22 protein-coding genes are annotated in these 23,339 nt (G+C 39.5%); 4 read left to right on the forward strand and 18 right to left on the reverse strand.

Annotated features, from left to right (window positions below; translation table 11 throughout):
* The first annotated feature begins 247 nt into the window (after window positions 1-247).
* Window positions 248-1,597, forward strand: a complete 1,350-nt coding sequence (locus HMPREF0014_RS12580) for an MFS transporter (protein WP_004887020.1) — start codon at window positions 248-250, stop codon at window positions 1,595-1,597.
* Between the two features lie 116 nt (window positions 1,598-1,713).
* Window positions 1,714-2,970 (forward strand): OprD family outer membrane porin, encoded by a 1,257-nt coding sequence (locus HMPREF0014_RS12585; protein WP_004887018.1) that lies wholly within the window; start codon window positions 1,714-1,716, stop codon window positions 2,968-2,970.
* A 35-nt stretch (window positions 2,971-3,005) separates the two neighbouring features.
* Here the strand turns inward: HMPREF0014_RS12585 and HMPREF0014_RS12590 are convergent, their stop codons facing one another.
* From HMPREF0014_RS12590 to HMPREF0014_RS12605, 4 genes are read right to left on the reverse strand one after another with little or no spacing between them, the layout of a single operon-like run.
* Window positions 3,006-3,749, reverse strand: a complete 744-nt coding sequence (locus tag HMPREF0014_RS12590; RefSeq protein ID WP_004887016.1) for an SDR family oxidoreductase — start codon at window positions 3,747-3,749, stop codon at window positions 3,006-3,008.
* A 15-nt stretch (window positions 3,750-3,764) separates the two neighbouring features.
* Window positions 3,765-4,463 carry a histidine phosphatase family protein gene (locus HMPREF0014_RS12595; RefSeq protein ID WP_004887013.1) on the reverse strand — a complete coding sequence of 233 codons (699 nt, stop codon included), beginning with the start codon at window positions 4,461-4,463 and terminating at the stop codon, window positions 3,765-3,767.
* The gene (locus tag HMPREF0014_RS12600; RefSeq protein ID WP_004887010.1) at window positions 4,460-5,581 is read right to left on the reverse strand and encodes a phosphotransferase family protein; all 1,122 of its coding nucleotides are present in this window, start codon (window positions 5,579-5,581) and stop codon (window positions 4,460-4,462) included. The genes HMPREF0014_RS12595 and HMPREF0014_RS12600 overlap by 4 nt, the downstream gene beginning before the upstream one ends.
* Window positions 5,582-5,598: 17 nt before the next feature.
* Window positions 5,599-6,840: an acyl-CoA dehydrogenase family protein gene (locus HMPREF0014_RS12605; RefSeq protein WP_004887009.1), complete on the reverse strand. Its 1,242-nt coding sequence runs from the start codon at window positions 6,838-6,840 to the stop codon at window positions 5,599-5,601.
* Window positions 6,841-6,928: 88 nt separating this feature from the next.
* Here HMPREF0014_RS12605 and HMPREF0014_RS12610 point away from each other — a divergent pair, with 88 nt between their 5' ends.
* Window positions 6,929-7,849, forward strand: coding sequence for a LysR family transcriptional regulator (locus HMPREF0014_RS12610; RefSeq protein WP_004887007.1), 921 nt, complete (start codon window positions 6,929-6,931; stop codon window positions 7,847-7,849).
* Window positions 7,850-7,891: 42 nt separating this feature from the next.
* On the forward strand, window positions 7,892-8,704 hold the full coding sequence (pcaU, locus tag HMPREF0014_RS12615; protein WP_000030961.1) for an IclR family transcriptional regulator PcaU: 813 nt from the start codon (window positions 7,892-7,894) through the stop codon (window positions 8,702-8,704).
* Window positions 8,705-8,794: 90 nt separating this feature from the next.
* Here pcaU and HMPREF0014_RS12620 read toward each other — a convergent pair whose 3' ends face one another.
* The 14 genes from HMPREF0014_RS12620 to HMPREF0014_RS12685 form a co-directional block, all read right to left on the reverse strand.
* Window positions 8,795-9,661 carry an MBL fold metallo-hydrolase gene (locus HMPREF0014_RS12620; protein ID WP_004708553.1) on the reverse strand — a complete coding sequence of 289 codons (867 nt, stop codon included), beginning with the start codon at window positions 9,659-9,661 and terminating at the stop codon, window positions 8,795-8,797.
* Between the two features lie 4 nt (window positions 9,662-9,665).
* Window positions 9,666-10,079, reverse strand: a complete 414-nt coding sequence (locus HMPREF0014_RS12625) for a DUF6691 family protein (RefSeq protein WP_009499597.1) — start codon at window positions 10,077-10,079, stop codon at window positions 9,666-9,668.
* A gap of 4 nt (window positions 10,080-10,083) precedes the next feature.
* Complete coding sequence (locus tag HMPREF0014_RS12630; RefSeq protein WP_002048868.1) at window positions 10,084-10,497, reverse strand: YeeE/YedE family protein; 414 nt, start codon at window positions 10,495-10,497, stop codon at window positions 10,084-10,086.
* A 135-nt stretch (window positions 10,498-10,632) separates the two neighbouring features.
* Complete coding sequence (locus tag HMPREF0014_RS12635; protein WP_002048825.1) at window positions 10,633-11,100, reverse strand: DUF6438 domain-containing protein; 468 nt, start codon at window positions 11,098-11,100, stop codon at window positions 10,633-10,635.
* A 631-nt stretch (window positions 11,101-11,731) separates the two neighbouring features.
* Window positions 11,732-14,161 (reverse strand): membrane-bound PQQ-dependent dehydrogenase, glucose/quinate/shikimate family, encoded by a 2,430-nt coding sequence (locus HMPREF0014_RS12640; RefSeq protein WP_004886999.1) that lies wholly within the window; start codon window positions 14,159-14,161, stop codon window positions 11,732-11,734.
* A gap of 82 nt (window positions 14,162-14,243) precedes the next feature.
* Complete coding sequence (locus HMPREF0014_RS12645; RefSeq protein ID WP_004886995.1) at window positions 14,244-15,563, reverse strand: carbohydrate porin; 1,320 nt, start codon at window positions 15,561-15,563, stop codon at window positions 14,244-14,246.
* A 61-nt stretch (window positions 15,564-15,624) separates the two neighbouring features.
* Window positions 15,625-17,076, reverse strand: coding sequence for a NosD domain-containing protein (locus tag HMPREF0014_RS12650; RefSeq protein ID WP_004886994.1), 1,452 nt, complete (start codon window positions 17,074-17,076; stop codon window positions 15,625-15,627).
* 19 nt (window positions 17,077-17,095) lie between these two features.
* On the reverse strand, window positions 17,096-17,923 hold the full coding sequence (aroD, locus tag HMPREF0014_RS12655; protein WP_079377016.1) for a type I 3-dehydroquinate dehydratase: 828 nt from the start codon (window positions 17,921-17,923) through the stop codon (window positions 17,096-17,098).
* Window positions 17,924-17,992: 69 nt separating this feature from the next.
* Window positions 17,993-18,622 carry a protocatechuate 3,4-dioxygenase subunit alpha gene (pcaG, locus tag HMPREF0014_RS12660; protein WP_004886992.1) on the reverse strand — a complete coding sequence of 210 codons (630 nt, stop codon included), beginning with the start codon at window positions 18,620-18,622 and terminating at the stop codon, window positions 17,993-17,995.
* A gap of 14 nt (window positions 18,623-18,636) precedes the next feature.
* Window positions 18,637-19,362, reverse strand: coding sequence for a protocatechuate 3,4-dioxygenase subunit beta (gene pcaH, locus HMPREF0014_RS12665; protein WP_000077913.1), 726 nt, complete (start codon window positions 19,360-19,362; stop codon window positions 18,637-18,639).
* Between the two features lie 10 nt (window positions 19,363-19,372).
* Window positions 19,373-19,786: a 4-carboxymuconolactone decarboxylase gene (pcaC, locus tag HMPREF0014_RS12670; RefSeq protein ID WP_000997505.1), complete on the reverse strand. Its 414-nt coding sequence runs from the start codon at window positions 19,784-19,786 to the stop codon at window positions 19,373-19,375.
* A gap of 15 nt (window positions 19,787-19,801) precedes the next feature.
* Window positions 19,802-21,157: an MFS transporter gene (locus tag HMPREF0014_RS12675; protein WP_002048835.1), complete on the reverse strand. Its 1,356-nt coding sequence runs from the start codon at window positions 21,155-21,157 to the stop codon at window positions 19,802-19,804.
* A gap of 42 nt (window positions 21,158-21,199) precedes the next feature.
* Window positions 21,200-21,985, reverse strand: a complete 786-nt coding sequence (gene pcaD, locus HMPREF0014_RS12680; protein WP_004886991.1) for a 3-oxoadipate enol-lactonase — start codon at window positions 21,983-21,985, stop codon at window positions 21,200-21,202.
* Complete coding sequence (locus HMPREF0014_RS12685; protein ID WP_004886990.1) at window positions 21,982-23,337, reverse strand: 3-carboxy-cis,cis-muconate cycloisomerase; 1,356 nt, start codon at window positions 23,335-23,337, stop codon at window positions 21,982-21,984. Before HMPREF0014_RS12685 ends, pcaD begins: the two co-directional genes overlap by 4 nt.
* Between the last annotated feature and the right edge of the window lie 2 nt (window positions 23,338-23,339).

The following is a 23,339-nucleotide window of genomic DNA, read 5'->3' on the forward strand; positions in this document are numbered from 1 at the left end:
TCTAAACATACTCAATAAGTAATGGAATTTTACATATAAAAAGAAAATAATTATTCAACAATTTACCCAATCTTACTATTTCCGTTTGTACTAGGATCTCTTCTTCAAGGTCCTTTACCAAACCAAATTCAATCATTTCTAGCCGTTTTATTATTCATTTCAAATGGGGACGTATCAAAAATTTTGAGGATGAATAAAAGCTAGAGATCAATTTCTTTAAAGCGTTTTATACATAAGGATTAAGTGTATGAACCAAAGTAATATCGCCGTTGAAAGGACACAAAAGAAAACCAATGCATATGCATGGTATGTGGTCATACTTTGTATGTTGGCCTATATATTTTCATTTATTGACCGTCAAATTCTGGCGTTGATGATTGAACCCATCAAAGCAGACCTTCAACTTTCAGATACTCAATTTAGCTTGTTACATGGCCTTGCCTTTTCACTATTCTACGCTGTGATGGGCTTACCATTAGCCTATATTGCCGACCGTTTTTCCCGACCAAAACTGATTTCAATCGGAATTATTGTCTGGAGCTTGGCAACAGCAACTTGCGGTTTAAGTAAAAACTTTATTCAACTGTTCTTAAGCCGTATGGCTGTAGGCGTTGGTGAAGCAGCTTTATCTCCAGCGGCCTATTCAATGTTTAGTGACATGTTTAGTAAAGACAAACTAGGCCGCGCGGTCGGGATCTATTCAATTGGTGCTTTCTTAGGTGGAGGTATCGCCTTTTTAGTTGGCGGTTATGTGATTAACCTACTTAAAGGCGTGACACTCATTGAAGTTCCTTTATTAGGTGCACTTAAAGCATGGCAAATTGCCTTTTTAGTGGTGGGGTTACCCGGCATTATTATTGGTTTGTTATTTATTTTGACAGTTAAAGACCCTGCACGTAAAGGCCAGCAACTCAACCAAAGTGGACAAGTTGACCAAGTTAAATTCACACAGTGCCTTCAGTTTATTAAAAAACATGCAAAAACTTTTGCTTGTCACTATTTAGGTTTTACCTTTTATGCAATGGCACTCTACAGTCTGACTAGTTGGACACCAGCATTTTATATTCGTAAGTTTCAACTCGCACCGACTGAAACAGGCTATATGCTCGGCAGTATATTGCTAGTTGCAAATACTTTAGGCGTGTTTTGTGCAGGATGGCTAAACGACTGGTTTATTAAAAAAGGACGCCAAGATGCACCGATGTTCACGGGGGTGATTGGTATTGTTGGCCTGATTATTCCAATTGCATTTTTCACCCAAACAGATCAACTCTGGCTTTCAGTAACTTTGCTCATTCCTGCAATGTTCTTTGCCTCCTTCCCCCTTGTGATCTCGGCAACAGCATTGCAAATGTTAGCACCCAACCAATTTAGAGCACGCCTTTCTGCCCTATTCCTTTTGGTGAGTAACTTAATTGGACTAGGTGTTGGTACAACATTAGTGGCAATTATTACAGATAAGGTTTTTGGCAATCCATTAATGGTGGGTTCTTCTTTATCTATTGTGGGTGGTTTGTCCTGTGTACTGGCTTTGGCTCTACTTTTTAAAGGCTGTAAATCCTTTAGTGAAAGCATGAAGCTTGAAAAATTACATTAATTGAAGCAACAGCCATTTATAAAAACAGGAGTTCCCTTTAAACAATTTAGGGAACACCACACCAATATTTCACAATACGTAATGCCGAGGACTGGCATATATCTTGGAAATGGATTATGGAATTATTTCACCGCTTTCAACCACATACTTTAGCTCTTGCCACTTTAATACTTATGTGTAGCAGCTCATGGGCTGCAAATCCAAATCAGCAACCTGAAGATGAATGGAAATTCACTTTAAAAAATGCCTATATCAACCGCGATTTTGATAATGACGCCCTTAAAGATACCGGTAGCTGGTCTCAGGCAGCATCTTTATTTTATAAATCGAAAATGCATGACACTCCGCTAGTCATAGCAGATAAACCGATTACGATTGGGGCCGATGCTTCCGTTCAATACGCCGTGCGTTTAAGTTCTGACAAACATGTCGCAGATACGGTTCTACCTTTTAATAAAGAAACGCAATCTCAAGCATCTGACTATCTAAAATACGGCGCGACCTTAAAACTAGGTTATGACAAAACACTTTTGAGTGTCGGCGAACTCTGGCTAGATTTACCTGTAACAGCAGTCGATGCTAGCCGTCAGTTACTCACTTCCTATTGGGGCACTAACCTTAAGTCACAGCTTTCAGATCAACTCTATGCAGAAATTGGTCGAGTTGAAAAAGTCTCGCCACGAAATGAAGAAGACTTTAAAAAGTTTTCTTTCACATCCAATGGAATTACTAAAGAATCTGATGGCTTAAATTATATTGACTTGCGCTATCAATTCACGCCGTCTTTAAAAGGTGAATATTATTTTGGTAATTTGGAAGACCTCTATAACAAACACTATGTAGGGCTTGAACATACATGGAAACAGCCTAACTTTGCCCTCACTTCTAAGTTTAAATACTTCAATGCGAAAGATGACGGTAATACTTTTAATATTGATGCCCAGAACATTGGTTTACTTGAAACCGTCAAAGTAAAAAACCATACCTTTGGTTTGGGGTACCAACAAATTATTGGAGAGTCGGCTTACCCGCTACCGGATGGTTTCTTACCAGAGACGTATTTCATTAACTGGAATGCTACGGGCTTTTTCAAAGAAGATGAAAAATCTTACCATGTCATGTATGGCTATGACTTTAAAGATTATGTACCGGGCTTAAACGTAATGGTGAAATATGTTTACGGTCATGACTTTAAAGCAGCCAATGGTGAGAAAAACCATGAAACCGAATCAAACATCATTCTGAACTATGCCTTTCAGCAGCCTTTCTTAAAAGGCTTTGCCCTGCAATATATTCGTATTGACTACAACGTTAAACATGGTAATGACTTTGGTGAAGACCGTTTATTTGTCAATTACACTAAAAAATTCTAAATAAAAATTACCCCCTTAAATTTTGGGGGTATTTTTTATCCTAATTTATTAACCAACTTTAACGGTAAAACTTTCATGACAATACTCATTGGTAGCCATGGCCATTGTGGTACATATGCTTTTACAGGCTGTTTTTCAATCGCTTTGACTAAAGCTTTACACCCTGTTTTGGCATCGACTTCAAAAGGTAAATGTTTTGCACCTTCGTTCAATTCAGTACGAATGTAACCCGGAAAAATGGTTGAGACTTTAATTGGAGTATCCAGTAACTCAGCGCGAATACCCTCGGCCAAGTGAGCAACTGCAGCTTTACTTGCCGCATAGGTCGATAAATGTTTTGGTAATCCGCGCATCGCACTCATGGATGATATCACCACCAAATGACCTGCATTTTGCGCTCTAAAAATTTCAATCGCTGCCTCACACTGCGCTAAAGCAGAAATGAAGTTTGTTTCAGCAGTGGCTCTGTTAATTTCAAAATTACCTTTACCAATACGGCGGCCATTTCCGACTCCGGCATTTACAATAATTCGGTCTAAATAGCCAAATTCTTGTTTAAAGGCACGAAATACTTCAAAAACCTGATCGTAATTGGTAACGTCCAGACTTTTCGCAATTACCTTAATACCGTACTCATTTTCAAGTTCGGTTTTTAAGGACTCTAGTCGGTCTAAACGGCGTGCACAAATCGCCAAGTTATAACCTTTGGCTGCAAATTCATGCGCCATACCTGCACCTAAACCAGAACTTGCACCTGTAATTAAAATTGTCTTTGCCATGCTTTATCCTTATTTTTAAATCCATGTCAGTAAATCTGGACGCTCAGCTTTTATAAAATGATGTTCATTTAAACTTAAAACCTGAGCTTCGTTGCCAACTAAACGTAAAGTGGTGAGGCTTGTATTGGTAATTGCCCAATTCAAAGCAAAAGTTCGATTGGCGCTCAGTTCAAGCAGCTTGCCAATTGCTACGGAAACCACCCCACCAGAGGTAAAAACGACTGCATAACGAGGTTTGGTTTTTGCCAACTCATCACAAAGTTGCTGTAGCGCTGTTTCAACTCTGCTTTTAAAATGCGGCCAAGACTCATCATATTCATGATGAAAATCACCGTCGGTCCATCGTTCAATCGCACCTTCAAATATTTTTGCAAGATACGCGCGAGGGTTATGCTCTTTTGCGATATCGGCTTTTAACAGTTCAGGCTGTTCAAAACGTGGCTCATAACGGGCAAAAACCTGTTGATGGTTAAACTCATTCCATAAATTATTATGATGAATTACCGCATCTGGAAAACATTCTTTTAGTGCGAGCTGTGCAGTTTGTTCATGGCGCTGCATAGTTCCTGCAACTATATAAGGTTGTTCTTTCAATATTTTCTTAAAATATTGACCTAATAAAGTCGCTTGAGCTTCACCATTTTCAGACAACTCATCATAGTTACTTTTACCAAATGATGCCTGTCCATGTCTTACCAGATAAATTGTGGTCATCTTCTTAAAATACCCTGTATTTTTTGTAGAGATTGCTGAGCAAATTCCGATTCTTGCAATTTTTGCTGCGCGATAAGTTTTAAAGCTCTCATATGTAGTGCATGGATCACTATCCAGAAATCTTTAAATGCAGGGTTTCGGGTCTGTTTATGGTAATAACGGTAATAGATTTGCTGAGCGATCACTGCTAAACGGAATACACCGAAGACTTCATAAAAAGTCCAGTTTTGAGGTTCCAGACCAGTTTTTTGCAAATAATAGTCAACGACTTCTTTGCGAGAGAACATTCCCTTTAGGTGAGTAGGCTGACGGCGTGTTGACCTGAAGATCATATTATCCGTAGGCTCAACCCAATAAGCTAAAGCACTACCTAAATCCATTAATGGATCACCCAAGGTCGCCATTTCCCAATCCAGCACGCCAATCACTTCTGTTGGGTGCTCTGGATTTAAAATTACGTTATCAAAACGCCAATCATTGTGAATAATACAAGTCGTAGAGTCTTGAGGAATATTATCGTTTAGCCATTTTCGGACATATTTAAATGAAGGAACGTTAATTGTGCGGACTTTTTCATAACGTTTATCCCAACCTTCAACTTGTCTACGGCAATATCCTGTACCTTTGCCAAGTTCAGCTAAAGGTGTGTTCTCATAAGGAACTTGATGCAGCTCAATCAGCTTATCAATAACATTTACACAAAGCTCATGAACATCTTCTTCATTAAAGCCAAGCTCAGGCGGCAATTTTGCACGAGGAATAATTCCTTCAATGCGTTCCATGACATAAAAATCACAGCCAATGACCGATTCATCCTGACAAAGTGCCACCATTTTAGGAAGTACTGGATAATAAGGAGCAAGGTTTTTCTGCACCATATATTCACGGGCCATATCGTGGGCTGACTTGGCTTTTGTTCCTTTTGGTGGACGTCGTAAAATTAAATCCGTATTTTCATACTTTAAACGATAAGTCCAATTCGACGCGCCGCCCGTATATTGAGTAACGACTGCTGGACCAACTAACTCAACACCTTGGTTCTTTAACCAGTTTTCAACTGCCCCAATATCAAGTTCTTCACCTTCACGTACTTCACCGCCTACATCAATTACCGACATATTCTCTTCCTTTAAACTTATACTTTCTTATGACGACCATAACCACGTTTGGCCAACTCTAATTTGGCAATCATGCCTTTATGTACTTCATCTGGACCATCAGCTAAACGTAAACTACGTGCTTGAGCAAAGAAACCTGTTAAAGGTGTATCTCGTGAAACGCCTGCACCGCCATGTAGCTGAATTGCCATGTCGACTACTTTTTCTAATACGCTTGGAGCCACGACTTTAATTGCAGATATTTCTGTTAAAGCAGCCATATTTCCTAAAGTATCCATTTTATAAGCAGCATACAAGGTTAAAAGTCTAGCTTGATCTATGGCTACTCGCGCATCAGCTACACGTTCGAGGTTCCCACCAAGTTTTAAAATTTCTTTGCCAAACGCCGTTCTAGACATGCCTCTATCAATCATAAGTTCTAGTGCTTTTTCAGCAGCTCCGATACAGCGCATGCAATGGTGAATACGCCCTGGCCCTAAGCGACCTTGTGCAATTTCAAAACCTTGGCCTGCACCACCAATAAAGTTTTCAAGAGGTACTCGAACATTTTTAAAATGAACTTCACCATGTCCATGTGGTGCATCGTAATCACCAAACACAGGTAACATACGCTGAATTTCAACACCCGCTGTATCAATCGGTACTAAAACCATAGAGTGTTGATGATGGCGATCTTTGGTTTCATCTGGGGTATGCGCCATAAAAATAATGACTTTGGCATTTGGATCACCTAAACCAGACGACCACCACTTTTTGCCATTTAAAACAATTTCATTTCCTTCGATGAGTGCAGTCGCTTGCATATTGGTTGCATCACTTGATGCAACATCTGGTTCAGTCATACAAAAAACAGAGCGAATTTTTCCGTCCAATAAAGGCTGTAACCATTGTTGTTTTTGCTGTTCACTGCCATAGCGCCATAACACCTCCATATTTCCCGTATCTGGTGCATTACAGTTAAAAACGGTTGGTGCCAATAAACTGCGGCCAGTCAATTCAGCAATATGTGCATATTCTTGAACAGTTAACCCAGCACCTAGCTTTTCATCGGGTAAAAACATATTCCAAAGGCCTGCCTGTTTGGCTTTAGATTTTAGAGTTTCTAAAAGGTCTGGCCATTGCCATTTTGTCCAGTTTCCATCTGGATTTAACTCATGAACTTCTTCCCAAAATTTTGCCTCGACAGGTTCTATTTCTTCTTGAATAAATTTTTTAGTTCGCTCAGCAAAATCTTGAGCTTTTTTTGAGAGTTCAAACATTCTTTTTCCTTTACATCATTATCTGGTCTTTACATCAACATAACTTGAAACTTAATATGAATGAAATGATTTTATTAAATAATGTCTCATGAATAATATTCATAACCTACATGGCCTAGACTTAAGTTTTTTTCACCGAATTGATATCAATTTATATCCGCTTTTTATCGCGATTTATGAGCAAAAAAGTATTTCAAATGCGGCAAGTAGTCTCAATATTACACAATCGGCAGCAAGTCATGCTTTGCAGCGTTTACGCCAGCAACTTGAAGATGATGTATTTATACGTGTAGGTAATAAAATGTCTGCAACGCCTTTTGCAGAACAGATTTATCCAACTGTTAAGCAAGCACTTTTAACCATTCAAAATATTAGCCAGCAGAAACATGTGTTCGACCCAACAAGTTTAAAAAGCTTAAAAATCGCCGTGCATGACGAAATTGAGCCAATTATTCTCCCAAGATTGGCTCAACATTTTCAAAATCTTAATTTAGATTTGCAGTTTGTCAGTATGAAGCTCGATCGAAAACATATTATGGCGGACTTGGCTACACAACAGCTCGATTTCGTAATTGACCTAGAACAATACTTGTCTCCAAAAATTACCTTTGATCTTCTGGTCACAGATGAATTCATCATTTGTAGTCAACTTAAAGAAGTCGATTTATCTAGCTACATTAGTGGTAGACACATTGGTGTTTCATCACGCCGTACAGGTGCTTTACTTGAAGATATTTATTTAAACCAACACCAAAAAATCTCTAGAAATGTATTTATGCGCTGTCAAAATTATTCAACGGCGTTACAAGTTCTAGGAGCTCAAGCCGACGCAATACTCACTATGCCTCGAATGATTTTGCAGCATTTATCTTATAGCCCTGATATTCAACTCCATTCTCTGCCTTTTGAGATGACCAATATTAAAATGGGTATGTTTTGGCATGAAGATTTGAGGGATAATTTAAGGCATCAATTTTTGCGACATGAAATCATTAAACTTTTTCAGTAAAGCAAATTGATCTATTAAGCTTCTATCGTACAAGGACCAGTAATGAGTAAAGATGAACGGATAATCCAGAATCAGGACAACAAAAAAACGATTCGTCATGAAGATTACATTGCTGGCATTGGTAAAGGCATGGCGATTTTAGATAGCTTTAGTAGTAATCAACATCGTTTAAATATTTCTATGGCAGCTGAAAAAACCGGGCTTACCCGAGCGGCAGCAAGACGCCATTTATTAACTTTAGAATATTTAGGGTATCTTGAGTCAGATGGCCACTATTACTATTTAACCCCTAAAGTACTCAAATTTTCAGGAGCTTATTTAGGTGCAGCTCAGCTTCCAAAAGTATCTCAACCTTTATTAAATCTTCTAACCAACCAAACCTCTCTCATTTATTCAGTGATGGTACTTGATGGTTATGAAGCCATTACTATTGCCCGTAGTGCTGCTCACCAACAAACTGACCGTGTAAATCCATATGGTTTGCACTTGGGTAACCGCTTACCTGCTCATGCAACCTCGGCGGGTAAAATTTTACTGGCACATTTAAGCCAAGAAGAACAATTGGACTGGCTCCAAAAATATCCACTTCAGCGTTTAACTAAATATACGCATGTCGAAAATGATAAATTTTTAGAGTTACTAAAAGAAATCCGAGAACAAGATTGGTGTTATTCACGTGAAGAACACGAATTAGGTGTTCATGCGCTCGCCGTACCGATTTATGGACAAGACTTTAAAGTGGTGGCTGCTTTAAATATTGTCTCTCCAACCATGAGAACAACTGAAGAATATTTAATTCAACATATTCTGCCGCTATTGCAAGAGACTGCGCGGGATTTAAGACAAGTCCTTTAAATCTTACTTAGGCTATTTTCATAAAATTAATTTTATTTTGCTTAGGCTATTTGAGTACCTAAAATGATTGAATGAATACTTAGGCTATTTCTAAAAGTAATTAAATGGGATTTTTAAATAGCGGATACCATTTGCTTCAGGTTCCGGAAAATTTCCACCGTTCATATTAATTTGAATTGAAGGCAGAATTAATTTTGGCATTGCCAAAGTCGCATCTCTTTCCTGACGCATTTTTATGAATGAGTCTTTGGAAACTCGTCGATTTAAATGGATATTGCTTTGTTTTTGAGTTTTTATATCAGTTTGACAGACATATTCATCACGACCTTCGGGCTTATAGTCATGACATAAAAACATACGCATATCGTCGGGAAGTGTGTAAAGTTTTTGTACCGAATCATAAAGTGCAGCAGCACTTCCTTTAGGAAAGTCGCATCTGGCCGAACCATAATCAGGCATAAATAAAGTATCACCTACAAAAACGGCATCACTGATCACATAGCTTAAGCAAGCGGGTGTATGCCCTGGTGTAGGAATGTTATAGGCTTCTATCTCCCCTATTTTGAAATGTTCATAATCTTCAAACAAATAGTCAAAGGGCTGATTTTCATTAAATTTCTTAAAATCAAAATTATAAATAGCCGAAAATGTTTCTTGTACAACTGAGATTTTTTGACTAATCGCAACTGTACCACCCAATTTAGATTTTAAATATTGAGCCGCAGTCATATGGTCGGCATGTACATGGGTTTCTAAAATCCATTGTACCTTGAAGTTTTGCGCCAAGACATAATCAATAATTAAATCAGCATTAGTCGTTTTTGTAGTGGCCGACGCGGGATCATAGTCAAGCACACTATCAATAATGGCGCATTGACGAGTCGCTAAATCCGCAACAACATAGCTAAAAGTATTGGTATTTTCATCAAAAAAATCTTTTACTAGAGGTTGTTGCATATCTTTAATTTCCTTTATTTAAAATTCGGAAAATAAACATTCCTACTAACATCGCGACAATAAAATAAAGTGCTTCAAAATGTCCTAATCCAACAAGAGTTAAAGCGGGCGCTGGACATATACCTGCTATTCCCCAGCCTATACCGAAAATAAAAGCGCCTACAATTAACCTTTGGTCAATCTGTGTATTCGTTGGTAATTGAATTTGTTCATTAAAGAGTGTTTTTGGTTTTTTAATAGCCCTTTGAAACGGAATAAATGCCACAGCAATCGCACCTAGCATCACAAACATTAAGCTAATATCCCATTGCCCAAAAATATCTAGAAACCCTAAAACCTTTGCAGGGTTAGACATACCAGAAATCATTAACCCCAATGAAAACAAACCACCAAATATAAAAGCAAAGACATTTTTCATAAGATTACCCCAACACATGGCGAATGATATAAACGGTTAACATGCCAGCAAACATAAAAACTGCTGTCGCTATTATTGAGCGTTTTGAGAGCCGACTCATACCACAAATACCATGACCACTTGTACATCCAGAGCCTAGCCGTGTTCCAAAACCAACAAGTAACCCTGCCAGAATAAGTGCAAATGAATTGGCTTTAATTTCAATGTCGGGCTGATAAAAATAACTGTATATGAAAGGCGTAATTACGAGTCCTGCAATAAACCAGAATGCAGAACTTTTAAAAGTATCTTTAGTTGGTCTAATAAGTTGTGCCATCAAACCACTAATTCCGGCTATACGACCATTTATATATAAATATCCAACTGTTGCGATGCCGAGTAATAAACCACCCAAAAAAGCATAGACAATATTTGACATATAGCTACTCTTAACAATATATGTTTTTGTAATCTGTATTATACGCTGATTCTTTTAGAAATACTTAATATAAAACTTTTAAGTTTATAATTCTTCTTAACAAGAAAAAGCCCCAAGATTTTGGGGCTTTTATCATTAAATTAGATCTTTAATGCCTAATTGTTCAGGTAATTTTTCCATAACTTTATTTAATCTATTATTTGCTGGAGAGATACAACCTGTGTAATGGCTTAATTTTGTTTCTGTACCATTTGGTTGAATCCAAGTAATGTAATAGCTAGACATGTCAGTTGCAGTTTGCTGGCAACCCGCAGTTTTAGATTGAGTTCCTGTTTGAGGACGATAAGTTTTTAATTCATCAGCAAGTTTTTGATAATCTTTTACGCTACCTTGGATTTCTTTAACACCAAGTGTTTTTGTATATTGTTTACCTTCAAAACGAATTAAGCCTGTAGGCGCCACTTCTACTGAATAAATTGGACATGCGCCGAAACATGGACTAGAAGCATAACGAATGGTTTCTTGTGTATTAGGTGCTTGTTGAACAGAAGCACAACCCATTAAAGCCAAACCGGATAAAGTTGCAAGAACTAAAAATCTCATTACATCACCTATTATTATCAAGTGGCTTTAATCTAACAAATCAGATCCAAATTGTCATTAAAGACTCATTTTTCATATCTTTATTTAATAAGACTTAGGCTATTTTTAATTTTATAAAGAAATTGTAATACAAAGCACATAAAAAAAGGCCCATCTTTCGATGAGCCTTAAGCCAATTAAAGCTTAAATTCCTGAAATACAAATTATTACTGGGTAGTAATAACCTGCGCCAACCATTCTATAGTAATGCAATACATTATTTAAATATAATATAAGTATATATTTACGCTTGTTTTTCCAACAAAAAAAACATGTTTTTCAAGCCTAAAAAGCTAATAATGTTTATTTTTAATTAAAATTCACAATCTTAAGTTAAACAAAACTTAATAAACTTATTAATCTTATTTATAGGTAAAACATTATAAAAAAATGCTTAATAGTTCGGCTATCTCTAGCGTTCAGAATAAAACATTTATAGGTATATTTTAAGTTTAGCAATAACTTCAAGCACTTTTTTACTATTTGGTAAAGCTATCTCACTAAAATTATAGAATTTCCGCAAACACTCTAATAGAAAAAAGATATTAAAAAAATAAGGGCAAAAGAAAATTTATCCTTTTGCCCTGTTTAATTACTTCTCTAAACTATATGCGATCACATAATCACCATGGTCCGGAGACTGACGTGCACCGCCCGCGGTAACCACTACATACTGTTTACCTGTTTTAGGTGAGACATAGCTGATTGGTGTACCTTGGCTACCTACTGGCATACGTGACTTCCACAGCTCTTTACCTGTAGATGAATCAAAAGCACGCAAGTAGTAATCTTGAGTTGCAGCAAAGAAGACTAAACCACCTTGAGTTGCCATCGGTCCACCAATAGTCGGCATACCAATCGGTGCTTTTAAGCCCATCTTAATACCTAAAGGTCCAGTGTCTTCAACTGTGCCAAGTGGTACTTGCCATGCAACCTGACGAGTTTTCATATCAATTGCAGTCATGGTACCAAATGGTGGTTTTTGACAAGGAATACTTAAAGCAGACATAAAGCGGTTTTTATTCACTTTATATGGTGTCCCTTTCATTGGTACAGCCCCCATACCTGTATTTACTTTTTCACCGCCACTCGCCTGAATCTTAATATCTTCAGGGGTTTGTTTAATGAGTTGAACCCATAAACCAAGACGCATGTCGTTTACGAACATGTAACGATGAGTCGGGTCAAAAGCAATACTTCCCCAGTTCATGCCACCTAAAGAACCAGGAAAACTTAATGAAACATCAGTACCCGGTGCAGTAAATAAACCTTCGTAACGCATTGACTTAAAGTTAATACGGCACATGAGCTGATCAAACGGTGTAGCACCCCACATATCTGACTCAGTTAAAGTCTGATTACCAATTTGAGGCATTTCAACAGAACGTGGTTGAGTTAAACTATATTGCTCACCCGGAATATTCGCAGCTTTCACTGGCTGTTCAATCACTTTAGTAAGTGGTTTACCAGTTACACGGTCTAGAACAAAGAATTGGCCTGATTTGGTTCCAATCACAACAGCTGGCTTAGTCGTACCATCTTTTAATGGAAAGTCGACTAGACTTGGTTGCATTGGTAAATCAAAGTCCCATAAGTCATTATGAACAGTTTGATATACCCACTTTTCTTTACCCGTTGTCGCATCGAGTGCCAACACAGAAGTATTGTATTTGTGATCTAACGGATTACGATTACCACCCCAAATATCAACAGATGAACTCCCCATAGGTAAGAACACTGTATTCATTTGTGGGTCATACGACATAGCGGCCCAAGAGTTTGCCGAACTACGTTTATACGTTTCACCTGGTTTTAGAACATGGTTAGGATCAGGGTTACGTGGGTCAAATGCCCAGCGGAGTTTACCTGTAATCACATCATAACCACGGATTACGCCACCCGGCATATCTGCTGCCACGTTATCTGCGATACGGCTGCCGACTACAATAGTAGTACCTGCTATCGTTGGTGCAGAAGTCACTTCAAAACGTGGAGCTTTTGTTCCATCGCCTAAGCCTTCGAGCAGGTTAACTGTTCCATTCACACCAAAGTCAGCACAACGTTCACCAGTATCTGCATTGACTGCAATTAAACGAGCATCGGGAGTATTGGTATATACACGGCGTGGACATGCTGTGTTGGCCGCAACAGTAGTGACCGGAGTTGCACCAGCTAAAGTTGGTTGTACACGTGTTTTTGTTGAATCAAAGTATGCAACACCACGGCAACGCTCCCAAGCATCGGCTTTAGAGTTCACCTCAGCTTTCCAAAGCTGTTTACCCGAATCAGCATCTATTGCAAAAATATTGTTATGCGGCGTACATAAAAAGACTTTATTTCCAACTTGTAGTGGGGTCATTTGGTCTTCAGCACCATTACCGCTACCCGTTGTAAAATCACCTGTTCTAAAGCGCCATGCTTCTTTTAACTTATGAACGTTATCTCGATTAATTTGATCGAGAGCAACGAAACGACTACCGCCAGAATCATTACCATAATTTTCCCAATTCACCTGTTTTTTAGCAGGGTCAACTGGCACTAAAGGTAGCTTTTGACCTGAGCTTGCTACTGTCGGGTGCGGTTGAAACATTTGGTAAAGCGCAATCAACATACCGACAACGACTAGTCCACCAACAGCATACGCTGAGGATGCTGAACCATTTTGAAATTGGTAACGTCGAATTGAAGGTAAGGTAAATAACAACGCAGCAAAAAGACCAGCAGGAAACATTAAGCGCGAGAATAACGGCCAAAATTCCCATCCAGCGTCAATCAGTGACCAAATTACCGTACCGATAAAAACAACTGCAAAAATCCAGACACCAAGTGCTTTTTTACGGAAGATACTAATTGCCGAAATGGTTATAAACAGTCCTGAGATAAGGAAATACCAAGAACCGCCGAGTGATACTAGTTTTCCACCACCTACAATGTAAAAAACACCGGTAGCCAATAAAACTAGACCTAAAATAAAACACCATATTTTGAATAAGATATGAAACTTAGAATCTGACTCAGACATAGATCCTACTCCACATATACTGAACACAAATAGTTCAAGCATTTGGGCCAGTTAAACTATGTCTAACCAGCCATCAATATTGTTAAAAATTAACTTTTACACTCAGGCCCGCCACCCAAGCATCATCAACTTCTTTTACACCAGCAGGTTGATGGATATATTGAATATTTGGTCGCAGCATGACGGCCGGAGACCATTGATAGGTATAGTTCAATTCAACGTTTAGTTCGTCGTCCTGAATTGGAATATAGTTAGATGCGATCGGATCATAGCTATAGTATCCGCGGCTTTCATTTGTCGCGATCTGCTTATCTTTAGCACGGTCATTAACGACATAATTGGCAATACCAAAACCAATTGAATCATTTGGTCGGCTGTCAAATGGGCCCTTATACCAAAGTGCAAGTTGTTGTGTACTTTGTACAAAGGTCGTTGCTTTATCATTTACAACGCCATTAAAACTTACATATAAACCGCGTTTCGGATCTTGGCCGGCATGGCTAAGTTGTTGCTGCGCATTAATCCAGAAGCTTTGTTTTCCGTCATGAACTTTACCTGCAGTTTTAATATCATTTGCTTCTGCGGTTGAGTAAAGTGCACCTACTTTATATTCACCCGGTAAACCATTGAAAGCAGCAAGTTTTGGTTTCCATGCAAGTTCAACCGGTATAGTAGCGCCCTTGACGTTATTCATATCCAGATTAAAACCATCACTGTTTGATTCGGTTTTAATATTGTCTGGATTGACCTCATACACGCCAACACCTAAAGTCCACTCAGGTGCAAACTGATATTTAACGTTTGCAGCCCAAACACCAACTGGTGAGTTATACCAAATTGAACCAATTGATTTTCCTAACTGCCCACCACAAAGCAATAAGTTCTGAAACTCACATTGAGAACTATTAAAGTCCTCTGACATGCCCATACGACCAACTTTGACTTGTACGGTATTATCAGCAAAGCCTTTTTTTATCCATGCTTGAGATAAACGCCAGATTTTGCCACGACCATAAATCTCTTGTGCGTTACCAAGTTGGCTAGAGCGTGGGTCTTTAATACGCTCTAAAGTAAGCGCATTACCGTCACGTTTAGTCACAACTAAGCTCGCGGTTGTATCTTTCCATCCAGCAATTTTGTCTAAATCGAAAGTTGCACCCAAAGAAAGCTGCGCAGCATTCTCAAAAGTATTGCTGTCGTTATACCCACCATCTAAATTTGTGGCAGCTTGGCTCATGATAGAAGCTGTAAATTTATAACCCTGTTGCTCTAATTGTTGACGCTCACCATTCCAGTCACCCAATAACCATTGGCGGTCTTGTGACCACGGCTCATTCGCAAGTGCAAATTGGCTACCTAATACAGCAATTGTTAATACACTCAGTTTGATTACGTTTGGCATTTCAAGTCCCTTTTATCTTTTCTAAAATGCGCCCCCTGTTTTGAGGCGCTTTATTTTTTTATTATTTAACTTGCACAAACCCAAGCTCAGAAGTTGCACCAAAGTGATCCGTTACATTTGCTGTAATTGAGGCAACTTTGACTGTTGGCTTCCAATTGGCTTTTGCGTTGCCTTGTACGTCTGTGGCAACTGTTATAGTCCCTAAATACTGCTCAGCTTCTTTTGATGTCGTACTCTGGTTGCCAAAAAACTCAACTTGGTAACGTTGGTTTGGTAAACCATTTACCTCTATATTAACTGAACCTTTATTTGCTGTTAACTTAGGCGCTTTAATACCCTGATTCGGCTGAGCATTACAACCTTGTTCATTTGGCTGAGTACATGTTTTTTGTAGTTTAGATGGCTCAATCACCACACCACCACCACGAGAACCAACAAATCCTTCATGCTCAAGCGCAGGAACTCCAAATACAATTGCACCTAAACGCTGATTTGGTACACATGAACCACCTGCTTCGCAGCGTTTAATATCTTTACCGTTGTCCCAAATTAGGTTTTTAGTCAGTGTAATTCTTGCATTTGCATCTTTTTCTGAGCGAATGGCAACACCAATACGATTGCCATGCACTTTATTGCTATCAAGAATATTGCCATCACCCGTCATGTTAAAACCAATCGAGTTATTGGTCATTTCGTTGTAGGCAATATAGTTACGCTTACCCCAGTTAATCTGTAAGCCATCCGAATAATTTTCAAACTTGTTTCCAACTACAGCATTGTCATTGCCCCACAAGATTTCAATACCTTGTGATGGCTCTGGATTTACTTTGGTAGAAACAAAATGGTTATTTGCAATCAGGTTAAATGCTGCACCACGTGTCAGTTCTAAACCATCACCATTGTCTTGGAAAATGTTATCTAAAACTTTGTTGTTATTAGTCGTGGTTGCAGTTGGGTTGCCTTTACCATCATCGCCCGTGATCATGACCCCAGCTCCACCATAGTTATTACTAATACGGTTGTGTTGAATGAGGTTATTGCTTGAACGGTTAACCAATACGCCAATGCAGAACCGGTGGATATCTAGGCCTTTTAAAGTCACGTTATTGACATCACGTAGTACAAAACCCGGTAAAGTCATAGTACGTACATTGGTACCATACTGCTCAGGATTTGCTCCCGGGCAAGCTTTTGCACCTTCACCTTTAATATAATTTGAACCATCAATTGCAATGTATTCACCAGTTTTATCCCATTGGGTACCAATAATTTTGATAGGTGCTTTAATTTCAGGAAGCGGGCTGTTTAATTTAATTGCATAAGGTGCTTTGCCTACTGCTTGAATCAAGATATCGCTAGCTTCGCTTGGGTTTGCATTGGCTTGTTCAATTGCCCAGCGTAAAGAGCCTTTGTTGCTATCATCTTGATAACGGTCAACCACATAAGTTTGTGCTGCAGCTACTCCTGAAACCATCAAACCTAATGCAAGAGTAGTTAAACGTAATGTATTCATTTCATCATATCCTTATGATTTATGGGTTTGTTGGTTGAACGGTTTGTAAAATCTGTTTGAGCTTAGTCACATCAATTTGACCCGGTGCAGAAGCCTGACCAATCATGCCAAAGCTATAACTTCCGCCCATATTGGCAGTTGCAACACGAGAAATCGTACCTAATTGCCCCATCGACATCGTCAATAAAGGTTTAGTAGTCTGTTGGCTTACCTTTAAAGTTGCGTTCATTAAAGTGAAAACATCTTGTTTAGATTTAGGCATTACAGCAATTTTGAGAACATCTGCGCCCATTTGATCTTGTTTTAACAAGCGTTTTTCAATTTCATCTTGGCTTGGTGTTTTTTGGAAGTCGTGATTAGACATGACAACGAGCACTTTCTTTTGATGTGCTTTTTGAACAATTTCTGAAACTAGTTTTTGATCACGGAACATTTCAACATCTAACCAATCCATGAACGGATTTTTTAAATAAGCCTGATAAGTCTTACCATAATCCGCATCACTAATTTCAAGCTGCCCCCCTTCGTTTTTCGTACGAATGGTGGCAATCAATGGCTTGTTGCCTAAAATCTTTTTCAACTCATGACCTAAGGCAATGACTTGTTTTGTATCGCTGGCAAAGCTTAATAAATCGATACGGAACTCTGCCAAATCAGCATCTGCTGTGTTTGCAATCACTTGAGCCTGTGCCAGAGCTTGTTCTTTGGTTTTTGCGGTAATCGGAACAATCGTTTTAACAGCTGTAGATGCAGTTTGTGTTTGAGCAGCCAAAACGACAGGTTCAGCATTTGCCTGTGCTGTAAAAAATGGGACTACAAGCAAACTTAGGCTTAATAATGTTTTCATGTTCATAGAGTTCATCCTTAAAAAGGCTACACACATCCTTGAATAATCAGGTGTAGCCTTAGGTGTTTCTTAAATATCAAAAAATACAGTTTCGTCATCGCCTTGAATGCGAATATCGAAGCGATAAACAACTTCACCATTTTCTTCAAAACGTTTCGCAATAAGTGTTTGGCGACGTGGTGCCCATTCAATACTATTTAGAATTGGGTCGTTAGCATTTGCCTCAGCTTCATCGTCAAAATAAACACGTGTATGAAGACCTAAGTTAATACCGCGAGCGAAAATGACTAATGCAATATGTGGTGCCTGAGTTGAGCCTTTACGGCCTGCTGTCGCGCCCGGTTTAATCGTATTGAAGCTCCAAATACCTGTTTCAAAGTCTGCACCTGTACGACCCCAGCCGTGAAATGCAGGATCAGCTTTTTGCTCACGTGTATCGGCATGACTTGGGTAGATACCATTTGCATCAGCCTGCCAAATCTCGATAAGCACATCACGTAGCGGTAAACCTAATCCGTCAAACACTTGACCTTCAAGACGAATACGCTCACCTTTTGTCTGGTCTTGTACTAATTGGTTATTAAAGTTGTTTTCAAACACTTCGATATTTGCTTGTTGTGGCAATAACCCAATATGAACGTAAGGACCACCTGTTTGAGATGGAGTTTCTTTTAATTCCTGAAAATTCCAGTTATTCATGCTCGTGCTCCCGATTAAGTCAATTCATTTTCGAAGTAAGTCGCTCGACGACCACGCAAAGTGATGTCGAAACGGTAACAACGGCTATCGGCTTCGATAAAGTTGTTTTTATCTTCTAGTGCAATCAATGCACGACGTTGATCTTCAGAAGGAATTGTTTTTAAGATCGGGCAAGTGTCGATGAGCGTGTCGCCTTCAAAATAAAATTGCGAAATCAAACGCTGCGCCCAACCATCAGCAATTAATGAGAAATGAATATGGGCAGGACGCCATTCATTAATACGGTTACGCCATGGGTACGGACCCGGTTTAATGGTACGGAAAATATAAAAACCGTTTTCATCTGTTAAGGTACGACCACAACCACCAAAGTTAGGGTCCATTGCACCAATAAACTTGTCATTTGGATGACGATAACGACCAGAAGCATTGGCTTGCCATACTTCTAGAAGTGCATTTTTTACAGGACGACCAAACTGATCACGAACATAGCCATGAACAATGACACGCTCACCAATTGGCAAACCATCTTTGGCATAGTTCAAAATCAAATCGTTATCTTTTGGACCAAACAGATTTGAAGAAAAATGCGGTGCAGTAACTTCAGTTAAAGTCTCGTTAATAGAGATCAATGCATTTTTTGGCGAACGCAATACACTTGTTTTATAACCTGGCGTATACGCTGGTGGATGATCATCTGTATTACGTTGGGCGTAGGCACCCCAGCTATGTTGTGACATCTTTATCTCCTTAATCCTGTTCTTTCGCTGCAATTGGGTTTACTTCTATTCCCAACTCTTTAAAGACTTCTTCAGCCATGTGCATTGCAGCGTTTGCAGCAGGTAAACCTGCATAGAGTGAACTGTGTAAGATCAGCTCTTTTAAATCTTCTTTGGTTACACCATTGTTGAAACAAGCACGTAAATGCATGCGTAGTTCATCTTCACGGCCCAGTGCCAATAAAATTGCGATAGTCACTAAACTACGTGTATGACGTGGCAAGCCCGGACGCGACCACACCTCACCCCATGCGTAACGGCTAATAAAATTTTGAAAATCTTGGTTAAAGTCATTTAGGTTTTGCAAAGACCGACCAACATGCTTTTCACCTAAAACTTCAGTCCGCACTTCAATGCCTTGTTTATAGCGTTGTTCATCATTCATTGTGATAGACCTCTATTAAGTTGCATCGGTATGCGCAACAAGTGATTTAACAAATACAGCAACAGCCGCAGCAGTCGCTGGAATTAGTAATAAACTGAGAATAGCGGTGAATGACCAATCATTACCGAGTAGCACCGCACCAATCCATGCACCAAATACTGCACCAAAACGTCCAATACCAGTCATCCAAGAAACACCCGTTGCACGGCACTGAGTTGGATAGAAGCGTGCACTTAACGCAGGCATCGAAGATTGCGCACCATTAATGGCGATACCCGCACAAAGCACTAATACTGCAAGTAAGGTTGAGTTGCCTAAGCTTTGACCGACCGCAATTGCAAATAGGCCTGCGGCAAAGTAGAAAATAGCGATGACTCGGTTCGGGTTGAATTTGTCCATTGCCCAGCCAATGAACAATGCGCTCACCACACCACCGAACTGGAACAAACCTCCAATAAATGCAGCACGCTCCATCGAAGCACCTGTTTCACGCATAAGTGTTGGTAACCAGCTTGTCAGCAAGTACACAACCACGAGTCCCATGAAGTAAGTTACCCAAAGTAAAATTGTTCCTTTGGCATATGGCTTAGAAAACATAATTCCAAAGACATTTTTCTTTTGAGCTGTTTCAGTTTTCTCTTCAGGAACATGAAATGCAGTCGCATTTTGAATTTGTGTTGGCGCAATATGATTTAAGATTTTGCGTACTTTTTCAGGATTCTTACCTTTCACAATTAAAAAGCGGTAAGACTCAGGTAGCACTACAATCACTAAAATCATTAAAATTAAAGGTGACCAGCCGCCGAGCAAAAATAAGCTATGCCAACCGTAGGTAGGGATAAGCCAACTGCTAATAAAACCGCCGGTAGCCATACCCAAGTTGTAGCCACAGAACATACATGTCACGAGTAATGAACGAATGCGGGTTGGACAGTACTCAGAAAATAAAGTGGTGGCATTTGGCATTGCTGCACCAAGGCCAATACCGGTTAAAAAACGTAAAACGACAAGGCTATCCAAGTTGGTTGCATAAGCAGATGCCAAAGTAAAACCACCGAACACAAGCATTGCCACAGCTAAAACAACTTTTCGACCGAAACGGTCCGCTGTCGGACCAGAAACTAAAGCGCCAATAATCATTCCACCAAGTGCTGCACTCATCACCGGTCCTAACTGAGAACGATCAATTCCCCAGTCTTGTGCCAATGCTGGTGCAATAAAGCCCATAGCAGCTGTATCGATACCATCAGTAAAAATAATTAAGAAACAGATGATTGCGATCATCCATTGATATTTACTAAGTGGAGCATCATTAATCAGTGCTTGAGCATCGATGCTTTTGTTTGGTGTAGCGTAATCCTGAGACGCCATATTTGCCTCCTTAAGGCCAATTCCTTTTAAATTACTAAGCGATTAGATTTGCTGAATAAACCTAGTCAATTCCTGAGTAAATCTCTGTGGTTGCTCAATACTAGAAAGATGAGATGCTTCCAGTTTTGCTAGCTGACTGTTCTTAATTGCCTTCTGCATAAATTCGGCATCTGCTACTGTAGTTACCGGATCTTCTGTTCCTGCGATCAGCAGTACTGGAATTTGAATTTGTGCAATTTCATCTCTTAAATCGGCATACGCTAAAGCACGACATGCGTTGGCATAACCTTGTGCTGGTGTGTTTGCCAGACTTTGAATCGTCGTCTGTGCAACAATATTATGTTGATAGTCAAATTTTTCACTGAACCAGCGGGTATGCGTGGTTTTAACCAGCTCAGCTAAACCATTTTGTTCTACCGATTCAGCACGACTTAACCAAGCTTCAGTCTGACCAATTTTGGCTGCCGAGTTTGCAACTGTAATGCTATTAAAACGATTTTGATGATGAATAGCCAACCAAAGCCCTGTAATTCCGCCCATTGAAATGCCACAAAAATGAGCTTTTTCAATATTCAAGGCATCTAAAATATCAACAACATCTTCAGCTAAGTTTTGCAATGTCGTGTCACTAATTACATCACTTTCACCATGACCACGTGTGTCGTATGTAATGACATTAAAATGACTTTTTAATTCATTAAGCTGAGGTTGCCACATACCGTGGTCTGTTCCTAATGAATTAGAAAACACAAGCACAGGAGCATCTTTTAGACCATCTGTATAAACTGCTAACTGTTTTCCTTGACGATTACGAATAGTCTGTTTCACTTTGACTCTCCTTGTGCTTCTTGCAAAACCGCATCAATCTGTTGCTGAATATTGCCTAAATAATTTTCTGGTTTGAAAATATCTCGTATTTCTTGCTGGTTAAACTGTCCTTTTACTTCATCTAGTTGGCTAACAACATCAAACAAATGCTGGTTTTGTGCTACCGCTGTTTTACATGCAGCTTCAACTAAATGATGAGCATTTAAACGGCCAATCTTGGGAGCAAGTGCCATCATCACAGCTTCTGCCATAATTAATCCGTTGGTACACTCAAGGTTCTGTTGCATATGTTCAGCATTAACTTCAAAACCTTGTAGAACTTCACTAGTACGGCTTAATGCTCCAGCACAAAGCTGAAAGATTTCTGGAACTGCTAACCATTCTGCATGCCATGCACCTAAACTCCGTTCATGTTCCTGTACCATGCTTTGATAAATGCTAGACATCAGCGCTGGTACACGATTCGCTGCTGCAAGTACTGAAGCTGCTGCGACTGGATTACGCTTATGAGGCATGGTCGATGAACCACCACGACCCTTTGCGGTTGGCTCAAACAACTCTGCAATTTCAGTTTGCATCATGAGTGACCAGTCGCGTGCCATCTTGCCCGTATTCCCGACAATCATGCCAAGCACACTTGCAATTTCTACAATACGGTCACGCTCACCATGCCATGTACTTGTTGGTACAGTCAGATTCAGTTGCTTCGCAAATGCGCTGACCACAAGCGAACCTTGGTTTTGCAAAGAAGCTAATGAACCCACAGCACCGCCTAACTGAGCAGTGAGCACACGTGATTTCATAGCTTGTATACGGTCTAAATCACGTTTAAATGCAGAAGCCCAACGAGCAAGTTTATGTCCCAACGTAATTGGTAAAGCTTGTTGTAACCATGTACGTCCAATCATGACTTGATGGCGATATTGCTTGGCTTGCTGTAATGCAGTCGCATAGCATTGTTGAATTTGAGCTTCCACAATATTTAACGCATCACGGCATTGCAAAATACAAGCTGTGTCTAAAATATCCTGACTGGTTGCACCCCAATGCACATAGCGGGAAGCATCCTCATCCACATCTTTAACAATTGCTGTAAGCTGTTTTACAAATGGAATTGCGATATTCCCAGCTAAACCAGTTGCTATTGCCAAAGCGGAAAAATCAAACTTGTCTAGTGCATGCTCAGCTACTTGGGCAATGGTATTTGCTGCATTTTGAGGAATCACGCCAACTTGTGCCTGCGCTTGGGCTAACGCAACTTCAACCTGAATCATGTATGCGATTAAGGATGAGTCACTAAAGATGTCTGTGACGTCTTTTTGGTAAAACAAGCTGGCATATAACTGACTCATGA

This window comes from Acinetobacter sp. RUH 2624 (assembly GCF_000162375.2).
GTDB classification, from domain to species: Bacteria; Pseudomonadota; Gammaproteobacteria; order Pseudomonadales; family Moraxellaceae; genus Acinetobacter; species Acinetobacter nosocomialis.